This is a genomic window from Streptomyces albicerus, from assembly GCF_008905045.1.
Taxonomy (GTDB): Bacteria; Actinomycetota; Actinomycetes; order Streptomycetales; family Streptomycetaceae; genus Streptomyces; species Streptomyces albicerus.
The window spans coordinates 113,052-133,534 of the sequence record NZ_VWMY01000035.1; the positions used below are offsets into that span (position 1 = coordinate 113,052).

A 20,483-nucleotide genomic window follows, 5' to 3' on the forward strand; every position below is an offset into this window, starting at 1 on the left:
GCTCCTTAGTCGGTCGTCGGTTGGTCCCCCAGGTCCTGCGGCTCAGCATCGGGGCGGCGCGCGGGTGAGGACACGAATCGGCCATGACTCTCAAGGAACTCCAAGGCGCGACCCGGCCCCGTTGTCAGTGCCCGCGCCGATACTGGGGACATGACCGCTCATGAGGGTGCGACCGTCCTGGTCGTCGAGGACGAGCCGAGCATCGTGGACGTCCTGGCCATCGCCCTGCGCTACCACCGCTTCGAGGTGATGACGGCGGGGACCGTCCGCCAGGCGCTGACGCTGGCCGAGCGCACGCGCCCGGACGCCGCGCTCCTCGACGTGATGCTCCCGGACGGCGACGGCCGGGCGCTGGGCCACGAACTGCGCGCGAAGCAACCGGACCTGGCGCTGGTGTTCCTCACCGCGCGGGACGCGCCCACCGAAATCGTGGGCGCGCTCGCCTTCGGCGACGACTACATCACCAAGCCGTTCAACATCGACGAGGTGATCGCCCGGATCACCGCGGTCCTGCGCCGCACCCGCCCGGCCGATGTCCTCCCCGAGCGCCCGCCGCTGCGCTACGGAGACCTGGAGCTGGACGAGACGACGTACTCGGTGCACCGCGCGGGCCGCTCGGTCGAGCTCACACCCACCGAGTACGCGCTCCTGCGCTTCCTCGTGCGCAACGGCGGGCGGATCGTCCCCAAGGAGCAGCTCCTGCGCCATGTCTGGCAGTACGAGCACTCGGCGGAGTCGACCGTCGTGGAGACGTACATCAGCTATCTGCGGCGCAAGCTCGACGCCCTCGGCGCTCCTGTGATCACGACGCGGCGCGGCGTCGGATACGGGCTCGCATGAGCGTGCGCCGCCGCTGCCACAGGGGCATCCACTCGCTGCGCGGCCAGCTGACGCTGGCGAACGTGGCGCTGCTGGCCCTCGGCATCATCGTGGCGACGGCGGTGAGCCTCATGGGCATGCGGTACTACCTGCTCGACCAGATCGACTCGCAGCTCCTCAAGACGCGGGATTCGCTGGGGAGCACGCAGATCACCACCCGGCAGATCGACTCCCTGAGCGCGCTGGCACTCGTCCGCAACGGCCAGGTCCCGGAAACACAGGGCCCGCCGAATTCGGACTCTCTCTTCGCGGCGGTCGACAAGAAGGGGCAGGCCATCACGATCGGCCGCTTCGAGCCGACGAAGAACCAGAACGCCCTGGCCGCCGCGGTGGACGACCCTCGTGCGCTCACCGGTGACACCGAGCCGCGCGACGTGACGGTGGGCGGTGATCCGTACCGGGTCACCGCTGTCTCCCTCACGGACGGCACGACCATCCTGCTGGCCACCTCGACGGACGCGCTGCACAAGGGCATCGCCAAAGCGCTCAAGCTCGACCTGGCCTTCGGAGTACTGCTGTTGGGACTGCTCGCCGTACTCACGATGCTCAGCGTGAGCCGCCGGATGCGCCCCCTTGAGGACATGGTGGAGACCTCGTCGGCGATCGCCGAGGGGGACCTGGCCCGCCGTGTGCCCTCCAACCACCACCCCACCCAGGAGGTCGAGCAGCTGCGGCTCGCCCTCAACTCGATGCTCCACCAGGTCGAGTCGGCGTACCGCACTCGCGAGCACAGCGCCGCCCAGCTGCGCCGCTTCGTCGCGGACGCCTCCCACGAGCTGCGTACTCCGCTGTCGGCGATCCGCGGCTATCTCCAGCTGTACGACAAGGGCATGCTGCGCGAGCCGGCCGAGCGCAAGCGCGCCTGGGACCGGATGACCGGCGAGGCCGACCGCATGGGGCGTCTCGTCGACGAGCTGCTCACCCTGGCCCGCCTCGACCAGCAGCCCGAACTGCGCTTCAAGAACGTCGACCTGAGCCGCCTCGTACGGGACGCGGCCGAGGACCTACGGGCCCAGCAGCCCGAGCGCCCGGTGTCCGTGGGCGCCGACGGTGCCCTCCTCATACACGCCGACGAGTCTGGCCTGCGCCAGATCCTGGGCAACCTCGTGGCGAACCTCCGCACGCACACGCCCCCCGACGTCCCGGTCACCCTCGACCTTGAGCGGGTGGACGGAGTCGTACGCCTCTGCGTCGCCGACGAGGGCCCGGGCCTCGACGAGGAGGACGCCACCCGCATCTTCGACCGCTTCTTCCGAGCCGGCGGCGGCGCGGGCAGCGGCCTGGGCCTGGCCATCGTCCAGGGCGTGGCAACCGCCCACGGCGGCGACGTAACGGTACGCACGTCCCCGGGCAAGGGCTTGGCGATAACGGTGACGCTGCCTGCAGAGGCATGCGGTAGTTGATCTCTTCAAGGGCATGCGGTAGTTGATCTCTTCGCCGGGCGCACGCCTGAGCGCCCCGTAAAGGGCGCGTGGCTGAGCGTCTGGTCATGCCCGCGCCGAAGCGCCCCTTCAGGGGCGCGGGGAACTGCGCGACAAGCCCTCACCCGCCCGCAGCCAACAACACACAGCACCCACCCCACCCGCCCAACCGGCGGAGCTACGGCGCAGAGACCAACGCCCAGACCGTCTTCCCGTGCCTCCCCCGACTCCACACCCCCCAGGCGGTCGTGAGGTTCTCCACCAGACGCAACCCCCGCCCGGACTCCTCGTCGTACTCCCCGACCACCCGCAACCGAGGCTGGACAGGACTCTCGTCGGAAACCTCGATAAGACAGGACCCGTCCGCGAGCGCGGTCACCGCAACCTCGAACTCCCGCTCCAGCAGCGGCCCGTGCCGCACCGCGTTCGTCGCCAGCTCGGACACCAGCAGCACGACGTCCTCGAATGCCGGCTCACCCGCGCTGTGCCCCCAGTTCGACAGATGGTCGCGCACCCGGCGCCGGGCAAGCCCGACCGAAGCCGGATGCCGGGGCAACCGGAAGGAGTTGCGTCTCAACACGTTTGCTCCTCACCCCGCGCACACCTCTGTCACATGGTCTGCGTGAAGTGAGCCCATCGCGTCACTCGCGCGATCGTCAACCCCGCGTGAACGCGTCAGTTCCGCGGGGTTCCGCCTCAGGCCTGCCTGGAGGCGAGCTCCACGACCGTGATGTCGGACGGCGCACCCACCCTGGTCGGCGGCCCCCAGGCACCCGCGCCCCGCGAGACGTACAACTGCGTGTCCCCGTAACGCTCCAGACCGGCCACGGTCGGATTGGCAAGACCCGCGAGGAAGTTCCCGGGCCACAACTGGCCCCCGTGGCTGTGCCCGGAGAGCTGAAGATCCACCCCGTGGTCGACGGCGTCATGAATCTGCACGGGCTGATGAGCGAGCAGCACACACGCCCGCGCCCGGTCCCGGTCCCCGAGCGCCTTCGCGAAGTCGGGCCCCTGCCCCTCGTCCTCGCCCGCGATGTCATTGACGCCAGCGAGGTCGAAATCAGCCAACTCCGTACGGGCGTTCTCCAGCGGCCGCAGCCCCAGTTCCCGTACGTGCGAGACCCACTCCTCGGCCCCGGAGAAGTACTCGTGGTTACCCGTGACGAAGAACGATCCGTGCCGCGCCTTCAGCTGGGCGAGCGGCGCGGCGGCGGGCCCGAGGTCCTTCACGCTGCCGTCGACGAGGTCCCCCACGACGGCAATGAGGTCGGGCTGCGTCGAGTTGATCGTGTCGACGACCTTCTGGGCGAACCCACGCCCGAGCACAGGCCCGAGGTGAATGTCGCTGACGACGGCGATCCGATACCCGTGTGCGGCCCTCGGGAGCTTCGCCAGGGGCACGGTGACCCGTTTCACCTTGGGGCCCCTCAGGACGCCGTACGTCCCGTATCCGACCGTTCCCACCGCGGCAGCCGCGGCGGCCCCACCCACGACGCGGGAGACGAAGAGACGGCGCGAGGGGCCGGTGGCCGCGGGCACCGGCTTCTCGGTGTCCTCGGGCTGGGCTTCGGGGGAGGACTGGGCTTCAGAAGAGGGCTCGGCTTCGGGGGAGGACTCGGCTTCCAGGGCGGGAGCACCCGCGGGTACGGGTGCGACCTCGCGTACGCCCACCGTCGCCGCGTCGGTCGCCGCCCGCCGCTCCAGGATCCGCCTCAGCAGCGGCCGTACGACCTCCCCGACCAGCAGTGCCAGCAGGAGATAGATGGACAGCGCCATCCACAGGAACCCTGGCCAGGTCAGCACCTGCTGCAGCCAGAACGGCGCTCCCGCCCGCTCGGAGGCGACCCCCGCGAACATGAGGACCGGTCCGACGACGACCACGACCGTACCCACACGCCGGGCAAGCCCCGGCCGGGCCGTCGTGTCACGGACCAGCCGACGCCACAGGTACCAGTGCAGCCCGCCGAACACGGCGAGGGCCAGGACCAGAAACACGATGACCACGCGGTGACTCTCCCGTTATGACGTGTGACGCATGGCTCGAACACCGCGCAACCCGATGCCCCCGACGACCGTCCCCAAGACAAAGGAGACAACGGCGAGCGTCAGGTGCACCCAGAAGTACCCGGTCGGATCGCCCGCGTCGTCGAAGGCGAGCCCGCTGCCGTCCTTCCACAGGTTCTTGACGAAAGTGATCCAGATGACCCAGCTCCACACTCCGAAGGCGAGCAGGAACCAGGAGACGGGACGGCTGAGCTTCATACGTTCAGTATCACCGCCGTCGAACGGAACCGGCGCCCGGGGTGGAGAGCACGGCGGCCACGACGGCGGGGAGGGCCGCGGGACTTCCCGCCCACGGCCATGTACGTTCTCGACCGTGTCCGCCATGAAAAAGACCACCAAGTCATCCTTGCTGGTCACCTCCGCCACTCTGTTGTCCTTCTCGCTCGCGCTCACGGCGACCGCCACCGCGCCGGCCTTCGCGGACGACAAGCCGACATCAACCCCGTCGGCGACTCCGTCGACAACTCCGTCGACGTCGGGCTCGCCGTCGACGTCGCCGTCGGGCTCGGCGTCCGCCAGTCCGTCGGCCACACCCCCGGCGGACATGTCGACCGTGGGCGGCGCCCAGCTCGGCCGGCCCGGCACCCAGGCGAACCTCGGGACCGGCGCCCCGGTCCTCCCGAAGGATCTGAGCGCCCGTTCCTGGGTCGTCGCGGACGCCGAGTCCGGCGATGTCCTGGCCGCGCACAACGCGCACTGGCGGCTGCCCCCGGCGAGCACCCTGAAGATGCTGTTCGCCGACACCCTGCTGCCCAAGTTCCCGAAGACGCAGAAGCACAAGGTCGTACCCACCGATCTGGCGGGCATCGGCTCGGGCTCCAGCATGGTGGGCGTCAAGGAGGACGAGACGTACACGGTCCACGATCTGTGGCTCGGTGTCTTCCTTCGCTCCGGCAACGACGCCGTCCACGTGCTGTCCGCGATGAACGGCGGCGTCGACCCGACCGTCAAGGACATGAACGCGCACGCCGAGGAGCTCCAGGCCCTCGACACCAACGTCGTCAGCCCGGACGGCTACGACGAGAAGGGGCAGGTGTCGTCGGCGTACGACCTGACCCTGATCGCCCGCTCCGGCCTGCAGAAGAAGGACTTCCGGGAGTACTGCTCGACGGTCCGCGCGCAGTTCCCGGGCGAGACCAAGAAGAACAAGAAGGGCAAGACGACCCGCAAGTCCTTCGAGATCCAGAACACCAACCGGCTGCTGACCGGCGACTACGGACTCGACTCCTACAAAGGCATCGCGGGTGTGAAGAACGGCAACACCACGAACGCGGGCTCGACCTTCACGGGCGTCGCCGAACGCGACGGCAAGGTGCTGCTCGTCACGGTCATGAACCCGGAGAAGGACGAGCACGACCAGGTCTACAAGGAGACCGCCAAGCTCCTCGACTGGGGCTTCCAGGCGGCCGGCAAGGTCGACCCGGTGGGCGAGCTGGTGCCGCCGAAGAGCGCGGACACGAGCGCGCAGCCGGGCGCGAACGCCTCCGGCGAGGCGGGCGGTTCCGGTGACGGGAAGCCTTCGACGAAGCCCGTGGCCTCCTCTGCGGAGGCGGGTTCGAGCGGCATCGGCATCGCCCTGGCGATCACCGGCGGCGTCCTCGTCCTCCTCGCGGCCGGTGTCTTCGTGATCAACCGCCGCTGGCCGCTGCCCGACCTGATGCGCCGCCGCCGCTGACTCCGGCGGATCTGCTTGCTCCGGCGGACTTGCCCGATCCGGTGGTCTTGCCGGACGCGGCGGACTCGTCGGCGGATCCGGCCGGTTCATCGGACCCGGCCGGTTCATCGGGCCCGGCCGGTCCGTCCGACTCGGCGGACTCGTCGTGCTGCGTCGCCGTCCAGGCGGCGCAGAACAGCAGCAGCTTGGCCGTGAAGTTGATCCACAGCAGCAAGGCGATGGGCACCCCGAACGCCCCGTACATGCTCTTCGACGCGACACCCTGCATATAGCCGCTGAGCAGCAGCTTCAGCAGTTCGAACCCGGCGGCGCCGATCAGTGCGGCGACGACCAGCCGCCGCCGCGCCGGCTGCACGCCGGGCAGCAGCGTCAGGATGTACAGGAGCAGCAGGAAGTCCGCGAGGACGGCCACGGCGAACGCGGCGATCCGCAGCAGCACCCCGCCCCAGCCACCCTCGTCGATACCGAGCTGCCGGGCCGTCCAGCCCACCGCGGTCGACGCGACGGTGGACGCGGCGATCGTGACGAGCACGGCGCCGCCGAGGCCGACGAGTACGCCGCCGTCCTTGAGCTTGCGCAGGACGGGGTTCTCCTCGTCGTCCGGCAGCTCCCAGACCGCACGCAGGCATTCGCGCATCGAACCGACCCAGCCGATGCCGGTGAACAGCAGCAGCGCGCCCGCGATGATGCCGACCGTGCCGGCGTTGTCGACGAGACCGCCGATGTCGAGCTGGTCGGAGATGCCCGGCACCTGCTCGGCGATCTTGTCCTCGAGTGTCCGCTGCCCCTTCTCGTCGAGCGTCGCGGCGGCGATGGCGGCGGCGACGGTGATCAGCGGGAACAGCGCGACGAAGCTGATGAAGGTCATCGCCGCGGCGAGCCGGGTCCACTTCACCCGGTCCAGTCGTTCGTACGAGCGCCACGCGTGCGTGGCCATCAGCCGCGTGACCAACGGGCCCACGCCGGGGAGCTTTTTCAGCCAGTCCATGATCCGACTCTGCCCTCGCCTCGGAAAACCAATGTGCGGGTACCCCAAAAGCGCAGGACAGTGGCGAGCGCCATACCGATTCCGGCGCCCGACACGGTGTCCGCGCGCGGGGAGGTGAACCCGAGGCCGTAGTGGCTGACGAGGATGCACAGCAGCTGCACGAGGGCGCCGGCGATGTTCACTGCGAAGAAGATCCCGTACTGGCGCGGGCCTCGCGTCGTCGTGTGCCGGTAGGTGCCGAGCGCGTTGCCCGCGTACGCGACCGAGCAGCCCGCCACGAACGACAGGGCCTTGGCGGTCAGCGGGTCCAGGCCGACGGGGCCGCGCAGCCACACGAAGAGCGCGAGGTCGGCCGCGTACGCGAGGAGCCCGGCCGTGGCGAAGCCGAGCAGTTCCCGGGCTCCGGGGCGCCGGGTCCGCGGCCGACGGGCCTTCAACTGCTGCACGTGACTCACCAGTCGGCCACCGCCAAGCCGTACATCGCCAGCCACGCCACGCCGATGAGGGCGAGGGCGCGGTCGCGCAGGACCACGTCCTCGGGTTCACCGGCGGTGCCGCGGTCGGCGAAGACCGCGTACCGCAGGACCGCGAGGATGAAGGGGACCATCGACAGCTGCCGCCAGGGCAGCACGCTGGTGTGCGGTACACCGCCCTCCTCCAGGGCCCACAGGCAGTAGCCGAGGACGGCGACTCCGGCCGCGAGCTGCCAGACGAAGCGCAGGTAGCCGGTGGTGTATTCGGTGAGCAACGCGCGCGTGGCGCCCGCTTTCCCGGCCATCTGCACGGCTTCGGAGTAGCGCTTGGCGGAGACCATGAACAGCGCGCCGAAGCCCGTCGTGATGAGGAACCAGCGCGACAGCGGAATCCCCAGCGCGAGCCCGCCGATCATGGCCCGCATCAGGAACCCGGTGGTCACCACGACGAGATCGACGACGAGGACGTGCTTGAGGCTGACGCAGTACGCGAGCTGCATGCCCAGGTAGGCGGTCAGCAGCGCCGAGGTGAGCGGGGAACACAGGAGCGCGGCCGCGGTGGGGGCGACGACGGCGAGCACGATCCCCACGGAGTAGGCGACCGGAACGGGCACCTCGCCGGCGGCGACCGGACGGTGGCGCTTGACCGGGTGGGCGCGGTCGGCTTCGGCGTCCCGCGCGTCGTTGACCAGGTAGACGCCGGCGGCGCAGGCCGTGAACAGTACGAAGACGAGCGCGATCTGGGTGAGCGCGTGGCGTGAGAAGAGCTCGCCCGCCGCTGCCGGAGCGGCGATCACCAGGACGTTTTTGACCCACTGTTTTGGACGGGCGGTCCTGATCAGCCCTCTTAGGAGGCCACTTTTCCCGGGGGCGCGCTGTTTCCGCTGTGTCCTCTCCAGGAGGGCCGTTTCAGCCATGGTCGCGGCCTCCTGTCATCCAGTGGGCCCCGAGACGGGCCGTCGCCGCGCCGAGGGCCGCGCCAGCCGCCACGTCCGAGGGGTAGTGGACGCCGACGACCAGCCGCGAGACGCACATCGCGGCGGCCAGCGGTGGCACCACGCGCGCGCCCAGCGCCCCATAGGCCACGGCGGCGGCCGCCGCGGACGTGGCGTGGGAACTGGGGAAGGAGTGCCGGCCGACAGTGCGGACCAGCGGCTCGACGTGTCCTGGGCGCGGGCGGCGTACGAGCCGTTTGACGCCCATGCTGGCGAGGTGCGCGCCCGCGGTCAGGGCCGTACCGCGCAGCCAGGCGCGACGCCGCGGCCGGTCCGTGGCGGCACCCGCGAGACCGGCCGCGAGCCACAGCGCGCCGTGTTCCCCCACCCAGGACAGGGTGCGTGCGGCCGCCGCGACACGTGGGTCCGTGGCGCAGTCGCGGAGGGCTGACAGGAGTCGGCGGTCCATGTCGTCGAGGTCGTCCATGTGGACTCACTGTTCACGTCGGCGCCGCAGGAAGTCCGGCAATATTGAGCGACATCCCATTAATCACCCATTTCGGGGAGAGGATGGGCGTTAGCGAACTAACGCCCATTCATGGGCGATACGGTCACTGGCATGCCTGCCGACACCGTCTCCGTCACGGGGTGGGGCCGCACCGCCCCCACCGCCGCCCGTCTGGTCCGCCCACGCACGTACGAGGAGGCCGTCGCCGCCGTCCGGGAGTGCGGGGCCCGCGGGGGCATCCCAAGGGGCCTGGGGCGGGCGTACGGGGACGCGGCGCAGAACGCGGGCGGGGCCGTGTTCGACATGACGGGCCTTGACCGCATCCACGCGATCGACGCCGACGGCGGGACCGTGCTGTGCGACGCCGGGGTGTCGCTGCACCGGCTCATGGAAGTCCTGCTGCCACTGGGCTGGTTCGTGCCGGTGACGCCCGGGACCCGCTATGTGACGGTCGGCGGGGCGATCGGCGCGGACATCCACGGCAAGAACCACCATGTGTCGGGCTCGTTCGCCCGTCATGTGCTCTCTTTCGAGCTGCTGACGGCGGACGGCGAGATCCGTACGGTGAGCTGCGGCACACCCCTCTTCGACGCCACGGCCGGCGGCATGGGCCTGACGGGCGCCATCCTCACGGCAACCGTCCGACTGCAGCCCGTCGAGACCTCGTTGATGTCCGTCGACACCGAACGCGCCACGGACCTGGACGACTTGATGGCCCGTCTCACGGCCACCGACCACCGCTACCGCTACTCGGTCGCCTGGATCGATCTGCTGGCCCGCGGCACGTCCATGGGGCGCTCCGTGCTGACCCGGGGCGATCACGCTCCCCTGGAGGCGCTGTCCAACGGCACGCGCGCGCGTAGAGCCCCATTGGAGTTCCGCCCCGGCCGCTTTCCCGCCGCTCCCTCCTTCGTACCCGAAGGCCTGCTCGGCCGTAGGGCGGTCGGCCTCTTCAATGAGCTCTGGTACCGGAAGGCGCCACGCGCGCGTGCCGGCGAACTGCAGAAGATCTCCACCTTCTTCCACCCGCTCGACGGTGTGCCGCACTGGAACCGCGTCTACGGGCGGGGCGGTTTCGTGCAGTACCAGTTCGTCGTCGGATACGGCCGGGAGGACGCCCTGCGCCGGATCGTGCACCGCATCTCGCAGCGCCGCTGCCCCTCCTTCCTCGCCGTCCTGAAGCGGTTCGGGGAGGGCGACCCGGGCTGGCTGTCCTTCCCGATGCCCGGCTGGACGCTCGCGCTGGACATCCCCGCGAACCTGCCGGGGCTCGGCGGCTTCCTGGACGAGCTGGACGAGGAGGTAGCCGCTGCCGACGGGCGTGTCTACCTCGCCAAGGACTCCCGGCTGCGGCCCGAACTGCTCGCGGCGATGTATCCGCGGCTCGCCGAATTCCGGGCGCTGCGCGGGGAGTTGGACCCGGGCGGGGCGTTCACCTCGGACCTGTCCCGGCGCCTCGGCCTCTGACGTGAGCCACTCGCGAGTTTGGTTTTCCTACCCTCTCTATAGGAGTTCGGTTTCATGAAGGACGCCTTCGGTGCTCCCCAGTCCCTGCTCGTCCTCGGCGGCACGTCCGAGATCGCGCTCGCCACCGCGCGGCGGCTGATCGTCCGCCGTACCCGCACAGTGTGGCTCGCGGGGCGCCCCTCCCCCGCCCTGGAAACGGCCGCCTCGGGGTTGCGCGAACTCGGCGCGGACGTCCGTACCGTCGCCTTCGACGCGCTCGACCCCGACGCCCACGAGAGAGCGCTCGGCAAGGTCTTCGCCGAGGGCGACATCGACATGGTGCTGCTCGCGTTCGGCGTCCTCGGCGACCAGTCGCGCGACGAGAACGAGCCCGGCTCGGCGGTCCGTGTCGCCCAGACCAACTACACGGGCGCGGTGTCGTCCGGGCTGGTGTGCGCCCGGGCACTCCAGGCCCAGGGACACGGCTCCCTGGTCGTACTCTCCTCGGTGGCCGGCGAGCGTGCCCGCCGCGCCAACTTCATCTACGGGTCGAGCAAGGCGGGCCTCGACGCCTTCGCCCAGGGCCTGGGCGACGCCCTCCACGGCACAGGCGTCCACGTCATGGTCGTACGCCCCGGCTTCGTCCGCTCGAAGATGACGACGGGGCTACCGGAAGCACCGCTCGCAACGACCCCGGAGGCAGTCGCCACAGCCATCGAAACGGGCCTACGCCGACGCTCCGAGACGGTGTGGGTGCCGGGGACCCTGCGGCTGGTCATGTCGGCGCTGAGGAATGTGCCGCGGGGGGTGTTCCGACGGCTGCCGATGTAGGGATGCGGGGTGCGCTCCGGCGGCTGCCGATTGAGGGATACGGGGGCTGTTCCGGCAGCTGCCGATCCGGGCCGCAGGGCCGTTCCGGCGACTGTGGTTGCTCCGGCGGCTGCCATCCCGGGCCGCGGCCGGGCGCCCCGTAAGGGGCGCGGGGAACTGCGCGCTCAGCCCAAACCAACCCGCACCGAACACACCACCCCGGACCCCCACCCCCAAGCGCTCCAGACCGGTCAGCGGGCCGGAAGCGGGCCCCGCTCCGCATGGGTCGCCTGCGGCGGCACGACCGCGCCCCCGAAGACGAAGTCGCGCAGCCTGCGCCACACGCCGTCGGCCCCCTGTTCGTAGAGCGCGAAGCCGGTGCACGGCCACTCGGCCGCGTACTCCGCGAGCTCCTCGAACGCCCGGTCCATCGCCTCGTCCTCGATGCCGTGCGCCACCGTCACATGCGGGTGGTACGGGAACTGCAGCTCGCGCGCCACGGGCCCGGACGCGTCCCTGACCTGCTTCTGCAGCCAGGTGCAGGCCTCGGCCCCCTCGACGACCTGCACGTACACAACGGGAGACAGCGGACGGAACGTGCCCGTCCCGGACAGCCGCATCGGGAAGGGGCGGCCGGCGGCCGCGACCTCGACGAGATGCGCTTCGATCGCGGGCAGCGCCGAGTCCTCGACCTCGGTCGGCGGCAGCAGTGTGACGTGCGTGGGGATGCCGGAAGCCGCGGGGTCACCGAAGCCCGCGCGCCGCTCCTGGAGCAGGCTGCCGTGTGGCTCCGGGACCGCGATCGACACACCGATCGTTACGGTCCCCACGTCGTCTCCTGTCGTTGTGTCGGTATTCCGTCGTGTTGGTGCTGCGTTGTGTTGGTGTTCTTCGCGGCAGGGGTTGCTGCCGGTTCGGCTATCGACTGTACGGCCGTGCGGCCCCGTACCGGCTGTCGTGCCGGTGTTGCCCTGGTCTCGTACTGACTGCCGCGCCCTGGCTGTCGTCCCGGCAGTCAGTGCTTGGCAGGCAGGAAACCCACCCTGTCGTACGTCTGGGAGAGCGTCTCCGCGGCGACGGCGCGGGCCTTCTCCGCACCCTTGGCCAGGATCGAGTCGAGCGTCTCCGGGTCGTCCAGATACTGCTGGGTGCGCTCCCGGAACGGCGTCACGAAGTCGACCATGACCTCGGCGAGCTCCGTCTTGAGCGCACCGTAGCCCTTGCCGACGTACTTCTGCTCCAGTTCCGGGATACCGGTCCCGGTGAGGGTGGAGTAGATGGTCAGCAGGTTGCTGATGCCCGGCTTGTTCTCGGCGTCGTACCTGATCACCGTGTCCGTGTCGGTGACCGCGCTCCTGACCTTCTTGGCGGTGGCCTTCGGCTCGTCGAGGAGGTTGATGAGGCCCTTCGGAGTCGACGCCGACTTGCTCATCTTGATCGTCGGGTCCTGAAGATCGAAGATCTTCGCCGTCTCCTTGAGGATGTACGGCTTCGGCACGGTGAACGTCTCCCCGAAGCGGCCGTTGAACCGCTCGGCGAGGTCACGCGTCAGCTCGATGTGCTGGCGCTGGTCCTCACCCACGGGGACCTCGTTGGCCTGGTACAGCAGGATGTCCGCGACCTGCAGGATCGGGTACGTGAAGAGGCCGACCGAGGCACGGTCGGCGCCCTGCCTGGCGGACTTGTCCTTGAACTGGGTCATGCGGGACGCCTCGCCGAAACCGGTGAGGCAGTTCATGATCCAGGCGAGCTGCGCGTGCTCGGGGACATGGCTCTGGACGAAGAGCGTGCAGCGCTCCGGGTCGAGGCCCGCGGCCAGCAGCTGGGCGGCGGCGAGCCTGGTGTTGGCGCGCAGGTCCGCGGGGTCCTGCGGCATGGTGATCGCGTGCAGGTCGACGACCATGTAGAACGCGTCGTGGGACTCCTGCAGAGCCACCCACTGGCGGACGGCGCCGAGGTAGTTGCCGAGGTGGAACGAGCCTGCGGTGGGCTGGATTCCGGAGAGCACGCGGGGACGGTCTGAAGCCATACTCACCATTCTCTCAGGTGTCGGGGGCCGCTCCGGAACTGGTCGGAAACAGATGTGACACAGGTGGGAACCGATCCGTCTCCGGCGGTGTAACAAGAGTGTGAGGACGCGGGAGGGGGGCCGCATCGTCGATGAGGCCGCGGTAATCGCACGTGTACGCGCCGGAGAGCCGGAGGCGTATGCGGAGCTGGTGCGTGCCCATACGGGCCTCGCGCTCAGGGCGGCCGCGGCACTGGGGGCGGGTGCGGACGCGGAGGACGTGGTGCAGCAGGCCTTCTTCAAGGCCTACTGCTCCTTGGGGCGCTTTCGGGACGGCGCGGCATTCAAGCCATGGCTGCTCTCGATCGTCGCCAATGAGACGAGGAACACAGTGCGGACGGCGGTGCGCCAGCGGACCCTGGCCGGCCGCGAGGCCGCACTCGTGGAGGCGGAGCCGCTGATACCGGAATCGGCGGACCCCGCGGTCGCGGCGCTGGAGGTCGAGCGCAGGGCGGCGCTGCTGGCCGCTCTGGAAAGACTGAACGAGGAGCACCGCCTGGTCGTCACCTACCGCTATCTGCTGGAGATGGACGAGTCGGAGACGGCCCAGGCCCTGGGCTGGCCACGCGGGACGGTGAAATCCCGGCTCAACCGCGCGCTGCGGAAGCTGGGCAGACTGCTGCCGGACTTCGAGCCACAGGAACCTCGAGGACCTCAGGAAGGAGGTGATGAGCATGAGTGAGTCGTACGAGGAGGGGGGCGGGGAGCCCTCCGGCGACCGGAGCCGGCGTGAGCGTGAGGGTGCCTCGCGGCTGCCCGAGGAGTTGCGGGCGCTCGGGCGGTCGCTGGACCGGCCCGGGGCGGCCGGAAGCGAGTCGATGGTCGAGCGGGTGCTGGAGCAGATACTCGCCGAGCGGGTGCCGGTCCCCGTGGCCGAGCCGCTGGGACCTGGCGAGCGGCTGAGGGCGGTGCGCCGCTGGGCGCGGCTGCGCCGGCGCGCGCTGACCGCGGGGCTGTGCGGGCTGCTGACGGTCCTCGTGCTCACGCCTCCGGTGCGTGCCGCGGTCATCGACTGGTTCGACTTCGGCGGGGTCGAGGTGCGGTACGACCCGTCGGCGACGCCCTCGCCAGGGGCCGAGGTGCCCGGGTGCGGCGGCCCTTCTCTCACACTCGCCGAGGCCGAGCGGCGGGCCGGGTTCGCGCCGTTCACGCCCCCTGCCCTGGGGACACCGGAGGCGGTGACGGTGACCCGTGAGCCGCAGGGGCGGTTCCTGATCAGCCTGTGCTGGCGCGAGCAGGGGCACACCGTCCGGCTGGACGAGTATCCGGCGGCGTTGAGTCCCGGCTTCACCAAGCTCGTGCAGGAGCCGTGGAAGGACGTGCCGCTGAGCGGGGACGCGGACGCCGTCGAGCGCAGGGCGCTGTGGTTCCCCAAGCCTCATCTCCTGCAGCTCTGGCTGGTGGACGGGGACGGCGACTTCACCCGCTCCGAGCGGACCGCGGGGCCCACGCTGCTGTGGATGCACGAGGGTGACATGACGCTCCGGCTGGAAGGTGTGGCGTCCCAGGACCGTGCGGTGGAGATCGCGAAGTCGCTGAACTAGCGGCAGCTTTGGTCGATGCCGAAGCGATGCCGGGATGGATTTTTTTGGTCGCCGCAGAGTGGGAACCCCGGTGGGTCGAGCGGTGTACCAGAAGTGACACACGGGTGCGGGCGGGCCGCACCGGGACCGGTTGGGGGGTGTCGGATGCGCAGGGTTCGTGCACTGGCGACGGGGATGTGGGGATGGACGGGGATCGGAATCACGGGATGGCTGATGGCGCTCGGCCTGGTGGTGCTGAGCGCGCCCACCGCGACGGCCGGCGGCCCGACGAGTGTGCTGGTGGTCTCGCCGGAGAGCGCGCAGAGCGCGGCGCTCTACAACTCCAACAAGGAGTACGGGGAGTTGGAGCGCCTCCTCGGCAAGCCGGGCACCGGCACCCGTGAGGAACCGCCGGGTCTTGGTATAGGCAGCGGCCGACAGATCAATGTCACCTGGATGGCCCATGACGTGTGGCCCTGGCGGGTCGACCGCGTCTACCCGGACACACCTGACACCAAGGAGGTCTGGATACACACGGCGACCAACGTTCCGGAGACCATGAACGGCTACTGGCACAAGGCCGAGCAACCGGACGCCGTGCGGGCGCTGTTGAAGCAACTCGGCGTGTTGGGCGAGCTGACCGGTGACGGCGCCGGGGCCATCTATCCGGCGCCCTGGGAGGCGACGGAGGGCGCCTCCGCGGCACCTGCGCCGGTGCCTGCGGAGCAGTCCCGCACGGCGACCGCAGCGGCGGCGGACGACGGCACCGACTGGTGGTGGGCGATACCAGGACTGGTGACCGGGGCTGTGCTGGCGCTGGCACTGCGGCCGTTCGTCATGCGGTCGCCGAGGGTGCGGCAACTGGGCCGGTGGAGGGAGCGGGAGGCGGGGCCTCGACAGGAGCTGAGGGATGTCTGAGGGGGATTCTTCGTGGGGGATGCGTTGCGGGGGGAGTTACGGCCGGCGGGGCTTGTGAGGGGGAACCGTGAGGCGGGAGTCATGAAAGTGCGGGCCGGACGAGTGAGGGCTGCCCGAACCGTTGCCCTGGGCGGCGGGGTGCCTGCCCGAGGCGTGTTCGCCGTGGCCGCGCTCGTCATCGCGGCTCTCGCGGGAGTCGGGGTGCCTCGAGCGCACGCCGCGCCGGTCGCCGCCCCGGGGCCGGGTCCCGACGCCCCGAATCTGGCGGTCGTCATGGCGGGCGACGGTACGGGGCGGACGACGAGCGTGCGCTCCGGGGATTCGGACTTCGCGAGGCTCTGGCAGTTGCTGAGGCCGTCCGCGACGGACATGGAGAAGGTTCCGCAGGACTGGATCGAGGGCCGCTTCCCTGCCGTGCGGGCCACCGTGATCTGGGGAACGACCGGTGTGGGTGGCTGGCCGGAGACGGACAGTGCGCCCGGGGGCGACACTTACCTGGGGCGCCAGGACCAGGTGCTCCTCGCGGAGGACGGCACGCCCTGGATACGGAGCGACCCGGCACTCGACGTGAACGACGACGACATCCGCTGGCATCGGGCACCGCGGTCGGTCTACGACCAGTTGGAGCGGAGCGAGCTGTTCGGCTCCCGGCCCACGGCGGACGGCGGATCCCGTTCCGCGGACGGCGCGTGGTGGGCGATACCGGGACTCGCGGCGGGCCTCGCCCTCGGCTCGGGCGGCACCCTGCTGATACGCCGCGCGGCGGCCGGGCGTGAGCCGTGGCCGCCGCGGGAGTCACGACAGGAATTGATCGACTTGTGAGGCGACTCCGGCCGAGCCCGGGCCCGAACCCGAGCGGGACCGGAGCCGGACCCGGACCGGAACCGGAGCCCGGACCGGAGCGGGAGCCGGAGTATCGGATCGCGGCCTCGGGCGGTGCGGCTTCAGGGTCTGCGGTCTCGGGGCCCACGGTCTCAGAGTCCGCGGTCTCTGGGCCCGCAGTCCATGAGCCCACTGCCCTGAGCCCACAGTCTCTGAGCCCGCAGTCTCTGGGCCCGTGGTCTCTGGGCCCGTGGTCTCTGGGCCCGTGGTCTCTGGGCCCGTGGTCTCTGGGCCCGTGGTCTCTGGGCCCGTGGTCTCAGCCGAGGTCGATCTCCGGGTAGAGCGGGAAGCCGGTCAGGAGGTCGGTGGCCCGGTGGGAGATCTCGTCCGCGATCTTCGGGTCCAGGACGTGCTGGGCCTTGGAGGGGGCGCCCTTGGCGGTCGTGCCGGGTTCCGTGGTGGCGAGGACGCGGTCGATCAGGCCGGCGATCTCGTCCATCTCGGCGGCGCCGAGGCCGCGGGTGGTCAGCGCGGGCGTGCCGATGCGGATGCCCGAGGTGTACCAGGCGCCGTTGGGGTCGGCCGGGATGGCGTTGCGGTTGGTGACGATGCCCGAGTCGAGCAGGGCGGACTCGGCCTGGCGGCCGGTGAGGCCATAGGAGGAGGCGACGTCGATGAGGTTGATGTGGTTGTCGGTGCCACCGGTGACCAGCGTGGCGCCGCGGCGCATCAGGCCCTCGGCGAGGGCGCGGGAGTTGTCGACGACGGCCTGGGCGTAGTCGCGGAACTCGGGACGGCGGGCCTCGGCGAGCGCGACCGCCTTGGCGGCCATGACGTGCGGGAGGGGGCCACCGAGAACCATCGGGCAGCCGCGGTCGACCTGGTCGGCGAGCGAGGAGTCGCACAGGACCATGCCGCCGCGCGGGCCGCGCAGCGACTTGTGGGTGGTCGTGGTGACGATCTGGGCGTGCGGGATCGGGTCGAAGTCGCCGGTGAGGACCTTGCCGGCGACGAGACCGGCGAAGTGCGCCATGTCGACCATGAGCGTGGCACCGACCTCGTCGGCGATCTCGCGCATGATCCGGAAGTTCACGAGACGGGGGTAGGCGGAGTAGCCGGCGACGATGATCAGGGGCTTGAAATCACGGGCGGAGGTGCGCAGGGCCTCGTAGTCGATGAGGCCGGTGGCGGGGTCGGTGCCGTAGGAGCGCTGGTCGAACATCTTGCCGGAGATGTTCGGGCGGAAGCCGTGGGTGAGGTGGCCGCCGGCGTCCAGGGACATGCCGAGCATGCGCTGGTTGCCGAAGGCCTGGCGCAGCTCGGCCCAGTCGGCCTCGGAGAGGTCGTTTACGTTGCGGACGCCGGCCTTCTGGAGGGCGGGGGCCTCGACGCGCTGGGCGAGGACGGCCCAGAAGGCGACGAGGTTGGCGTCGATGCCGGAGTGCGGCTGTGCGTAGGCGTGCTCGGCGCCGAAGAGCTCGCGGGCGTGCTCGGCGGCGAGGGCCTCGACGGTGTCCACGTTGCGGCAGCCGGCGTAGAAGCGGCGGCCGATGGTGCCTTCGGCGTACTTGTCGCTGAACCAGTTGCCCATCGCGAGGAGGGTGGCCGGGGAGGCGTAGTTCTCGGAGGCGATCAGCTTGAGCATCTCGCGCTGGTCGGCGACTTCCTGGCCGATGGCGTCGGCGACCCGGGGCTCGACGGCGCGGATCACTTCGAGGGCGCTGCGGAAGGCGGTGGATTCGGTGGAGAGGGGCTCTGGCATGACGGCCTCCGGACGTGGCGTTCGGCGTTCACGGTTCGGCCCAGGCGCACGGCACTCGGTCGCCACGACTCCTCGCACGGACACTCCGGTCCCTCGGCGGACCTGTCGTCCGGCCGGAGATCCGGGGGTTGTCCCCCGAGAAAGCACAGCGCGGGCCGCTCCCCGATGGTCGGTCCCATCCCAGCGCGCCAGTCACGGCCCGTGGATCAGCGTACCGGCCGCGCCGGATCATCGGGTTCCCCCGTCCACCATGCGAGCGACGATAGGAAATAGGCCACAAGCCCGCCCGGCGCCGCATGGAACCCGCAGGAAACCATATGGAACCTGCATGAAACGGAGATGCCGTGACCGCTACGGAAGAACTCATCGCCTCGGCCGAAGCCCACAGCGCGCACAACTACCACCCGCTGCCGGTCGTGGTGGCGACGGCTGACGGTGCGTGGATGACGGATGTCGAGGGGCGCCGCTATCTGGATCTGCTGGCCGGGTACTCGGCGCTCAATTTCGGACACGGCAACAGACGGCTGATCGAGGCGGCCAAGGCGCAGCTGGAGAGGGTGACGCTGACGTCGCGGGCGTTCCATCACGACCGGTTCGCCGAGTTCTGCAAGCGGCTGGCCGAGCTGTGCGGCATGGAGATGGTGCTGCCGATGAACACGGGCGCGGAGGCGGTCGAGTCGGCCGTGAAGACCGCGCGGAAGTGGGGGTACCGGGTCAAGGGCGTGCCCGCCGGGATGGCGAAGATCGTCGTGGCGGGCAACAACTTCCACGGGCGTACGACGACGATCATCAGCTTCTCGACGGATCCGGAGGCGCGGGCGGACTTCGGGCCGTACACGCCGGGCTTCGAGATCGTGCCGTACGGGGACCTGACGGCGATGCGAGCGGCGGTCACGGAGAACACGGTGGCCGTGCTGCTGGAGCCCATTCAGGGTGAGGCGGGGGTGCTGGTGCCGCCTGCCGGTTATCTCGCGGGTGTGCGGGAGTTGACGCGCGAGCGGAACGTGCTGTTCGTGGCGGACGAGATCCAGTCGGGCCTCGGCCGGACGGGGCGGACGTTCGCGTGTGAGCACGAGGGGGTCGTGCCGGACATGTATGTGCTGGGCAAGGCGCTCGGGGGCGGGGTCGTGCCGGTGTCGGCGGTGGTGTCGTCGAGCGAGGTCCTCGGGGTGTTCCGGCCGGGTGAGCACGGGTCGACGTTCGGCGGGAATCCGCTGGCCTGTGCGGTGGCGCTGGAGGTGATCGCGATGCTGCGGTCGGGCGAGTACCAGCGGCGTGCGGCCGAGCTGGGCGAGCATCTGCACCGCGAGCTGGGGCTGTTGGCAGGCACGGGCAGGGTGACGCAGGTGCGGGGGCGTGGGCTGTGGGCGGGGGTCGACATCGATCCGGCGTACGGCACGGGCCGGGAGATCTCCGAGAAGCTGATGGACCGGGGTGTGCTGGTCAAGGACACCCACGGGTTCACGGTTCGGATCGCACCGCCGCTCGTGATCGGGAAGGAGGACCTGGACTGGGGGCTCGCGCAGCTGCGGGAGGTTCTGGGCGCGTAGCCGTCGGGCCTCGACGCACCTGAGCGTCGGCGCCACGGACCCAGCGAGCCGCGCCGCATGCCGTCACGGCGTCAAAGGACCACGTGAGGCAGGAAGCGGGCGTACTCGTCTGTGATCAGGCCGGAGGATTCGCGGATGCCGAGACCCGCCGACTCGTTCTCGACGACCCAGGTGCCAAGGACGACGCGATTGCCGTCGAAGGACGGGAGGGGAGCCAACTCCTGGTAGCAGCAGGGTTCTTGGCGCGCGACAGGGGCGGAGCCCGGCTCGTGGACGGTGACGCCGGCGCCCTCGCGGCCGAGGAGGGGTTTGGCGACGTACCCCTTCGTCGACGCCAGGTCGCGCGGGCTGTCGAGGTAGGCCGGGAGGAGGTTCGGGTGGTTCGGGTGGAGTTCCCAGAGGATGGCGAGGAGGGCCTTGTTGGAGAGGAGCATCTTCCAGGCCGGCTCGATCCACATCGTCGTACCCGTGCCGCCGCCGTTGTCGAGGGTGGCGAGGACGTGCGGGGCGAAGCGGTCGGTGGTGAGCCATTCCCAGGGCAACTTCAGGCTGACTTAGACCGTGTCCTACGTGGTGAGGCGGACGAGTCTCTTGTAACAGCACAGGGCTGCGGCGAGTCCGAGAAATGCCAGGTAGTTGCG

Annotated in this window: 20 protein-coding genes and 1 pseudogene; 10 read left to right on the forward strand and 11 right to left on the reverse strand. The window is 70.4% G+C overall.

The annotated features are described in order from the left end of the window. Window positions 1-150 precede the first annotated feature (150 nt). Both GAS53_RS30320 and GAS53_RS30325 read left to right on the forward strand, forming a co-directional pair. Window positions 151-840 (forward strand): response regulator transcription factor, encoded by a 690-nt coding sequence (locus tag GAS53_RS30320; protein WP_151480911.1) that lies wholly within the window; start codon window positions 151-153, stop codon window positions 838-840. Beyond that, complete coding sequence (locus GAS53_RS30325; RefSeq protein ID WP_151480912.1) at window positions 837-2,282, forward strand: sensor histidine kinase; 1,446 nt, start codon at window positions 837-839, stop codon at window positions 2,280-2,282. Before GAS53_RS30320 ends, GAS53_RS30325 begins: the two co-directional genes overlap by 4 nt. Before the next feature lie 196 nt (window positions 2,283-2,478). On the opposite strand, the gene GAS53_RS30330 is transcribed toward GAS53_RS30325, so the two are convergent. The 3 genes from GAS53_RS30330 to GAS53_RS30340 form a co-directional block, all read right to left on the reverse strand. Then, on the reverse strand, window positions 2,479-2,880 hold the full coding sequence (locus GAS53_RS30330; RefSeq protein WP_151480913.1) for an ATP-binding protein: 402 nt from the start codon (window positions 2,878-2,880) through the stop codon (window positions 2,479-2,481). Window positions 2,881-2,996: 116 nt separating this feature from the next. Beyond that, window positions 2,997-4,304: a metallophosphoesterase gene (locus tag GAS53_RS30335; RefSeq protein WP_151480914.1), complete on the reverse strand. Its 1,308-nt coding sequence runs from the start codon at window positions 4,302-4,304 to the stop codon at window positions 2,997-2,999. Between the two features lie 15 nt (window positions 4,305-4,319). Further along, window positions 4,320-4,562 carry an SCO4848 family membrane protein gene (locus GAS53_RS30340; RefSeq protein ID WP_151480915.1) on the reverse strand — a complete coding sequence of 81 codons (243 nt, stop codon included), beginning with the start codon at window positions 4,560-4,562 and terminating at the stop codon, window positions 4,320-4,322. A 124-nt stretch (window positions 4,563-4,686) separates the two neighbouring features. On the opposite strand from GAS53_RS30340, the gene GAS53_RS30345 reads away from it, so the two are divergent. Then, window positions 4,687-6,039 carry a D-alanyl-D-alanine carboxypeptidase family protein gene (locus GAS53_RS30345; RefSeq protein WP_404829308.1) on the forward strand — a complete coding sequence of 451 codons (1,353 nt, stop codon included), beginning with the start codon at window positions 4,687-4,689 and terminating at the stop codon, window positions 6,037-6,039. On the opposite strand, the gene GAS53_RS30350 is transcribed toward GAS53_RS30345, so the two are convergent. The 4 genes from GAS53_RS30350 to GAS53_RS30365 are packed head-to-tail and all read right to left on the reverse strand — an operon-like array spanning window position 5,993 to window position 8,922. After that, entirely contained in the window at window positions 5,993-7,027 is a 1,035-nt protein-coding gene (locus GAS53_RS30350; RefSeq protein ID WP_151480917.1) for a YihY/virulence factor BrkB family protein, read from the reverse strand. The genes GAS53_RS30345 and GAS53_RS30350 overlap by 47 nt on opposite strands. After that, window positions 7,015-7,482 carry a GtrA family protein gene (locus tag GAS53_RS30355; protein WP_225859179.1) on the reverse strand — a complete coding sequence of 156 codons (468 nt, stop codon included), beginning with the start codon at window positions 7,480-7,482 and terminating at the stop codon, window positions 7,015-7,017. The genes GAS53_RS30350 and GAS53_RS30355 overlap by 13 nt, the downstream gene beginning before the upstream one ends. Further along, on the reverse strand, window positions 7,479-8,417 hold the full coding sequence (locus GAS53_RS30360; protein ID WP_151480918.1) for a decaprenyl-phosphate phosphoribosyltransferase: 939 nt from the start codon (window positions 8,415-8,417) through the stop codon (window positions 7,479-7,481). The genes GAS53_RS30355 and GAS53_RS30360 overlap by 4 nt, the downstream gene beginning before the upstream one ends. After that, complete coding sequence (locus tag GAS53_RS30365) at window positions 8,410-8,922, reverse strand: phosphatase PAP2 family protein (protein WP_151480919.1); 513 nt, start codon at window positions 8,920-8,922, stop codon at window positions 8,410-8,412. The genes GAS53_RS30360 and GAS53_RS30365 overlap by 8 nt, the downstream gene beginning before the upstream one ends. A gap of 132 nt (window positions 8,923-9,054) precedes the next feature. Here GAS53_RS30365 and GAS53_RS30370 point away from each other — a divergent pair, with 132 nt between their 5' ends. Together GAS53_RS30370 and GAS53_RS30375 are read left to right on the forward strand one after the other, a co-directional pair. Then, on the forward strand, window positions 9,055-10,410 hold the full coding sequence (locus tag GAS53_RS30370) for an FAD-binding oxidoreductase (protein ID WP_151480920.1): 1,356 nt from the start codon (window positions 9,055-9,057) through the stop codon (window positions 10,408-10,410). 54 nt (window positions 10,411-10,464) lie between these two features. Then, the gene (locus tag GAS53_RS30375; RefSeq protein WP_151480921.1) at window positions 10,465-11,220 is read left to right on the forward strand and encodes a decaprenylphospho-beta-D-erythro-pentofuranosid-2-ulose 2-reductase; all 756 of its coding nucleotides are present in this window, start codon (window positions 10,465-10,467) and stop codon (window positions 11,218-11,220) included. A gap of 230 nt (window positions 11,221-11,450) precedes the next feature. On the opposite strand, the gene GAS53_RS30380 is transcribed toward GAS53_RS30375, so the two are convergent. After that, window positions 11,451-12,029: a 2'-5' RNA ligase family protein gene (locus GAS53_RS30380; RefSeq protein ID WP_151480922.1), complete on the reverse strand. Its 579-nt coding sequence runs from the start codon at window positions 12,027-12,029 to the stop codon at window positions 11,451-11,453. 185 nt (window positions 12,030-12,214) lie between these two features. Continuing rightward, window positions 12,215-13,228: a tryptophan--tRNA ligase gene (gene trpS / locus GAS53_RS30385; protein ID WP_151480923.1), complete on the reverse strand. Its 1,014-nt coding sequence runs from the start codon at window positions 13,226-13,228 to the stop codon at window positions 12,215-12,217. Window positions 13,229-13,328: 100 nt separating this feature from the next. Here trpS and GAS53_RS30390 point away from each other — a divergent pair, with 100 nt between their 5' ends. From GAS53_RS30390 to GAS53_RS30405, 4 genes are all read left to right on the forward strand, one after another. Further along, a complete protein-coding gene (locus tag GAS53_RS30390) occupies window positions 13,329-13,949 on the forward strand; it encodes an RNA polymerase sigma factor (RefSeq protein WP_151480924.1) in 621 nt (206 codons plus the stop codon). After that, window positions 13,942-14,811 carry a hypothetical protein gene (locus GAS53_RS30395; protein ID WP_151480925.1) on the forward strand — a complete coding sequence of 290 codons (870 nt, stop codon included), beginning with the start codon at window positions 13,942-13,944 and terminating at the stop codon, window positions 14,809-14,811. The genes GAS53_RS30390 and GAS53_RS30395 overlap by 8 nt, the downstream gene beginning before the upstream one ends. A gap of 144 nt (window positions 14,812-14,955) precedes the next feature. Then, entirely contained in the window at window positions 14,956-15,708 is a 753-nt protein-coding gene (locus GAS53_RS30400; RefSeq protein ID WP_225859180.1) for a hypothetical protein, read from the forward strand. Window positions 15,709-15,861: 153 nt separating this feature from the next. Beyond that, complete coding sequence (locus GAS53_RS30405) at window positions 15,862-16,530, forward strand: hypothetical protein (RefSeq protein WP_225859181.1); 669 nt, start codon at window positions 15,862-15,864, stop codon at window positions 16,528-16,530. A gap of 316 nt (window positions 16,531-16,846) precedes the next feature. On the opposite strand, the gene GAS53_RS30415 is transcribed toward GAS53_RS30405, so the two are convergent. After that, on the reverse strand, window positions 16,847-18,292 hold the full coding sequence (locus tag GAS53_RS30415; RefSeq protein WP_151480926.1) for a glycine hydroxymethyltransferase: 1,446 nt from the start codon (window positions 18,290-18,292) through the stop codon (window positions 16,847-16,849). Between the two features lie 344 nt (window positions 18,293-18,636). Here GAS53_RS30415 and rocD point away from each other — a divergent pair, with 344 nt between their 5' ends. After that, window positions 18,637-19,842 (forward strand): ornithine--oxo-acid transaminase, encoded by a 1,206-nt coding sequence (gene rocD, locus GAS53_RS30420; RefSeq protein ID WP_151480927.1) that lies wholly within the window; start codon window positions 18,637-18,639, stop codon window positions 19,840-19,842. 71 nt (window positions 19,843-19,913) lie between these two features. Here the strand turns inward: rocD and GAS53_RS30425 are convergent. Next, window positions 19,914-20,381, reverse strand: a pseudogene (locus GAS53_RS30425) (glutathionylspermidine synthase family protein); the annotation flags it as partial. Window positions 20,382-20,483: the final 102 nt, after the last annotated feature.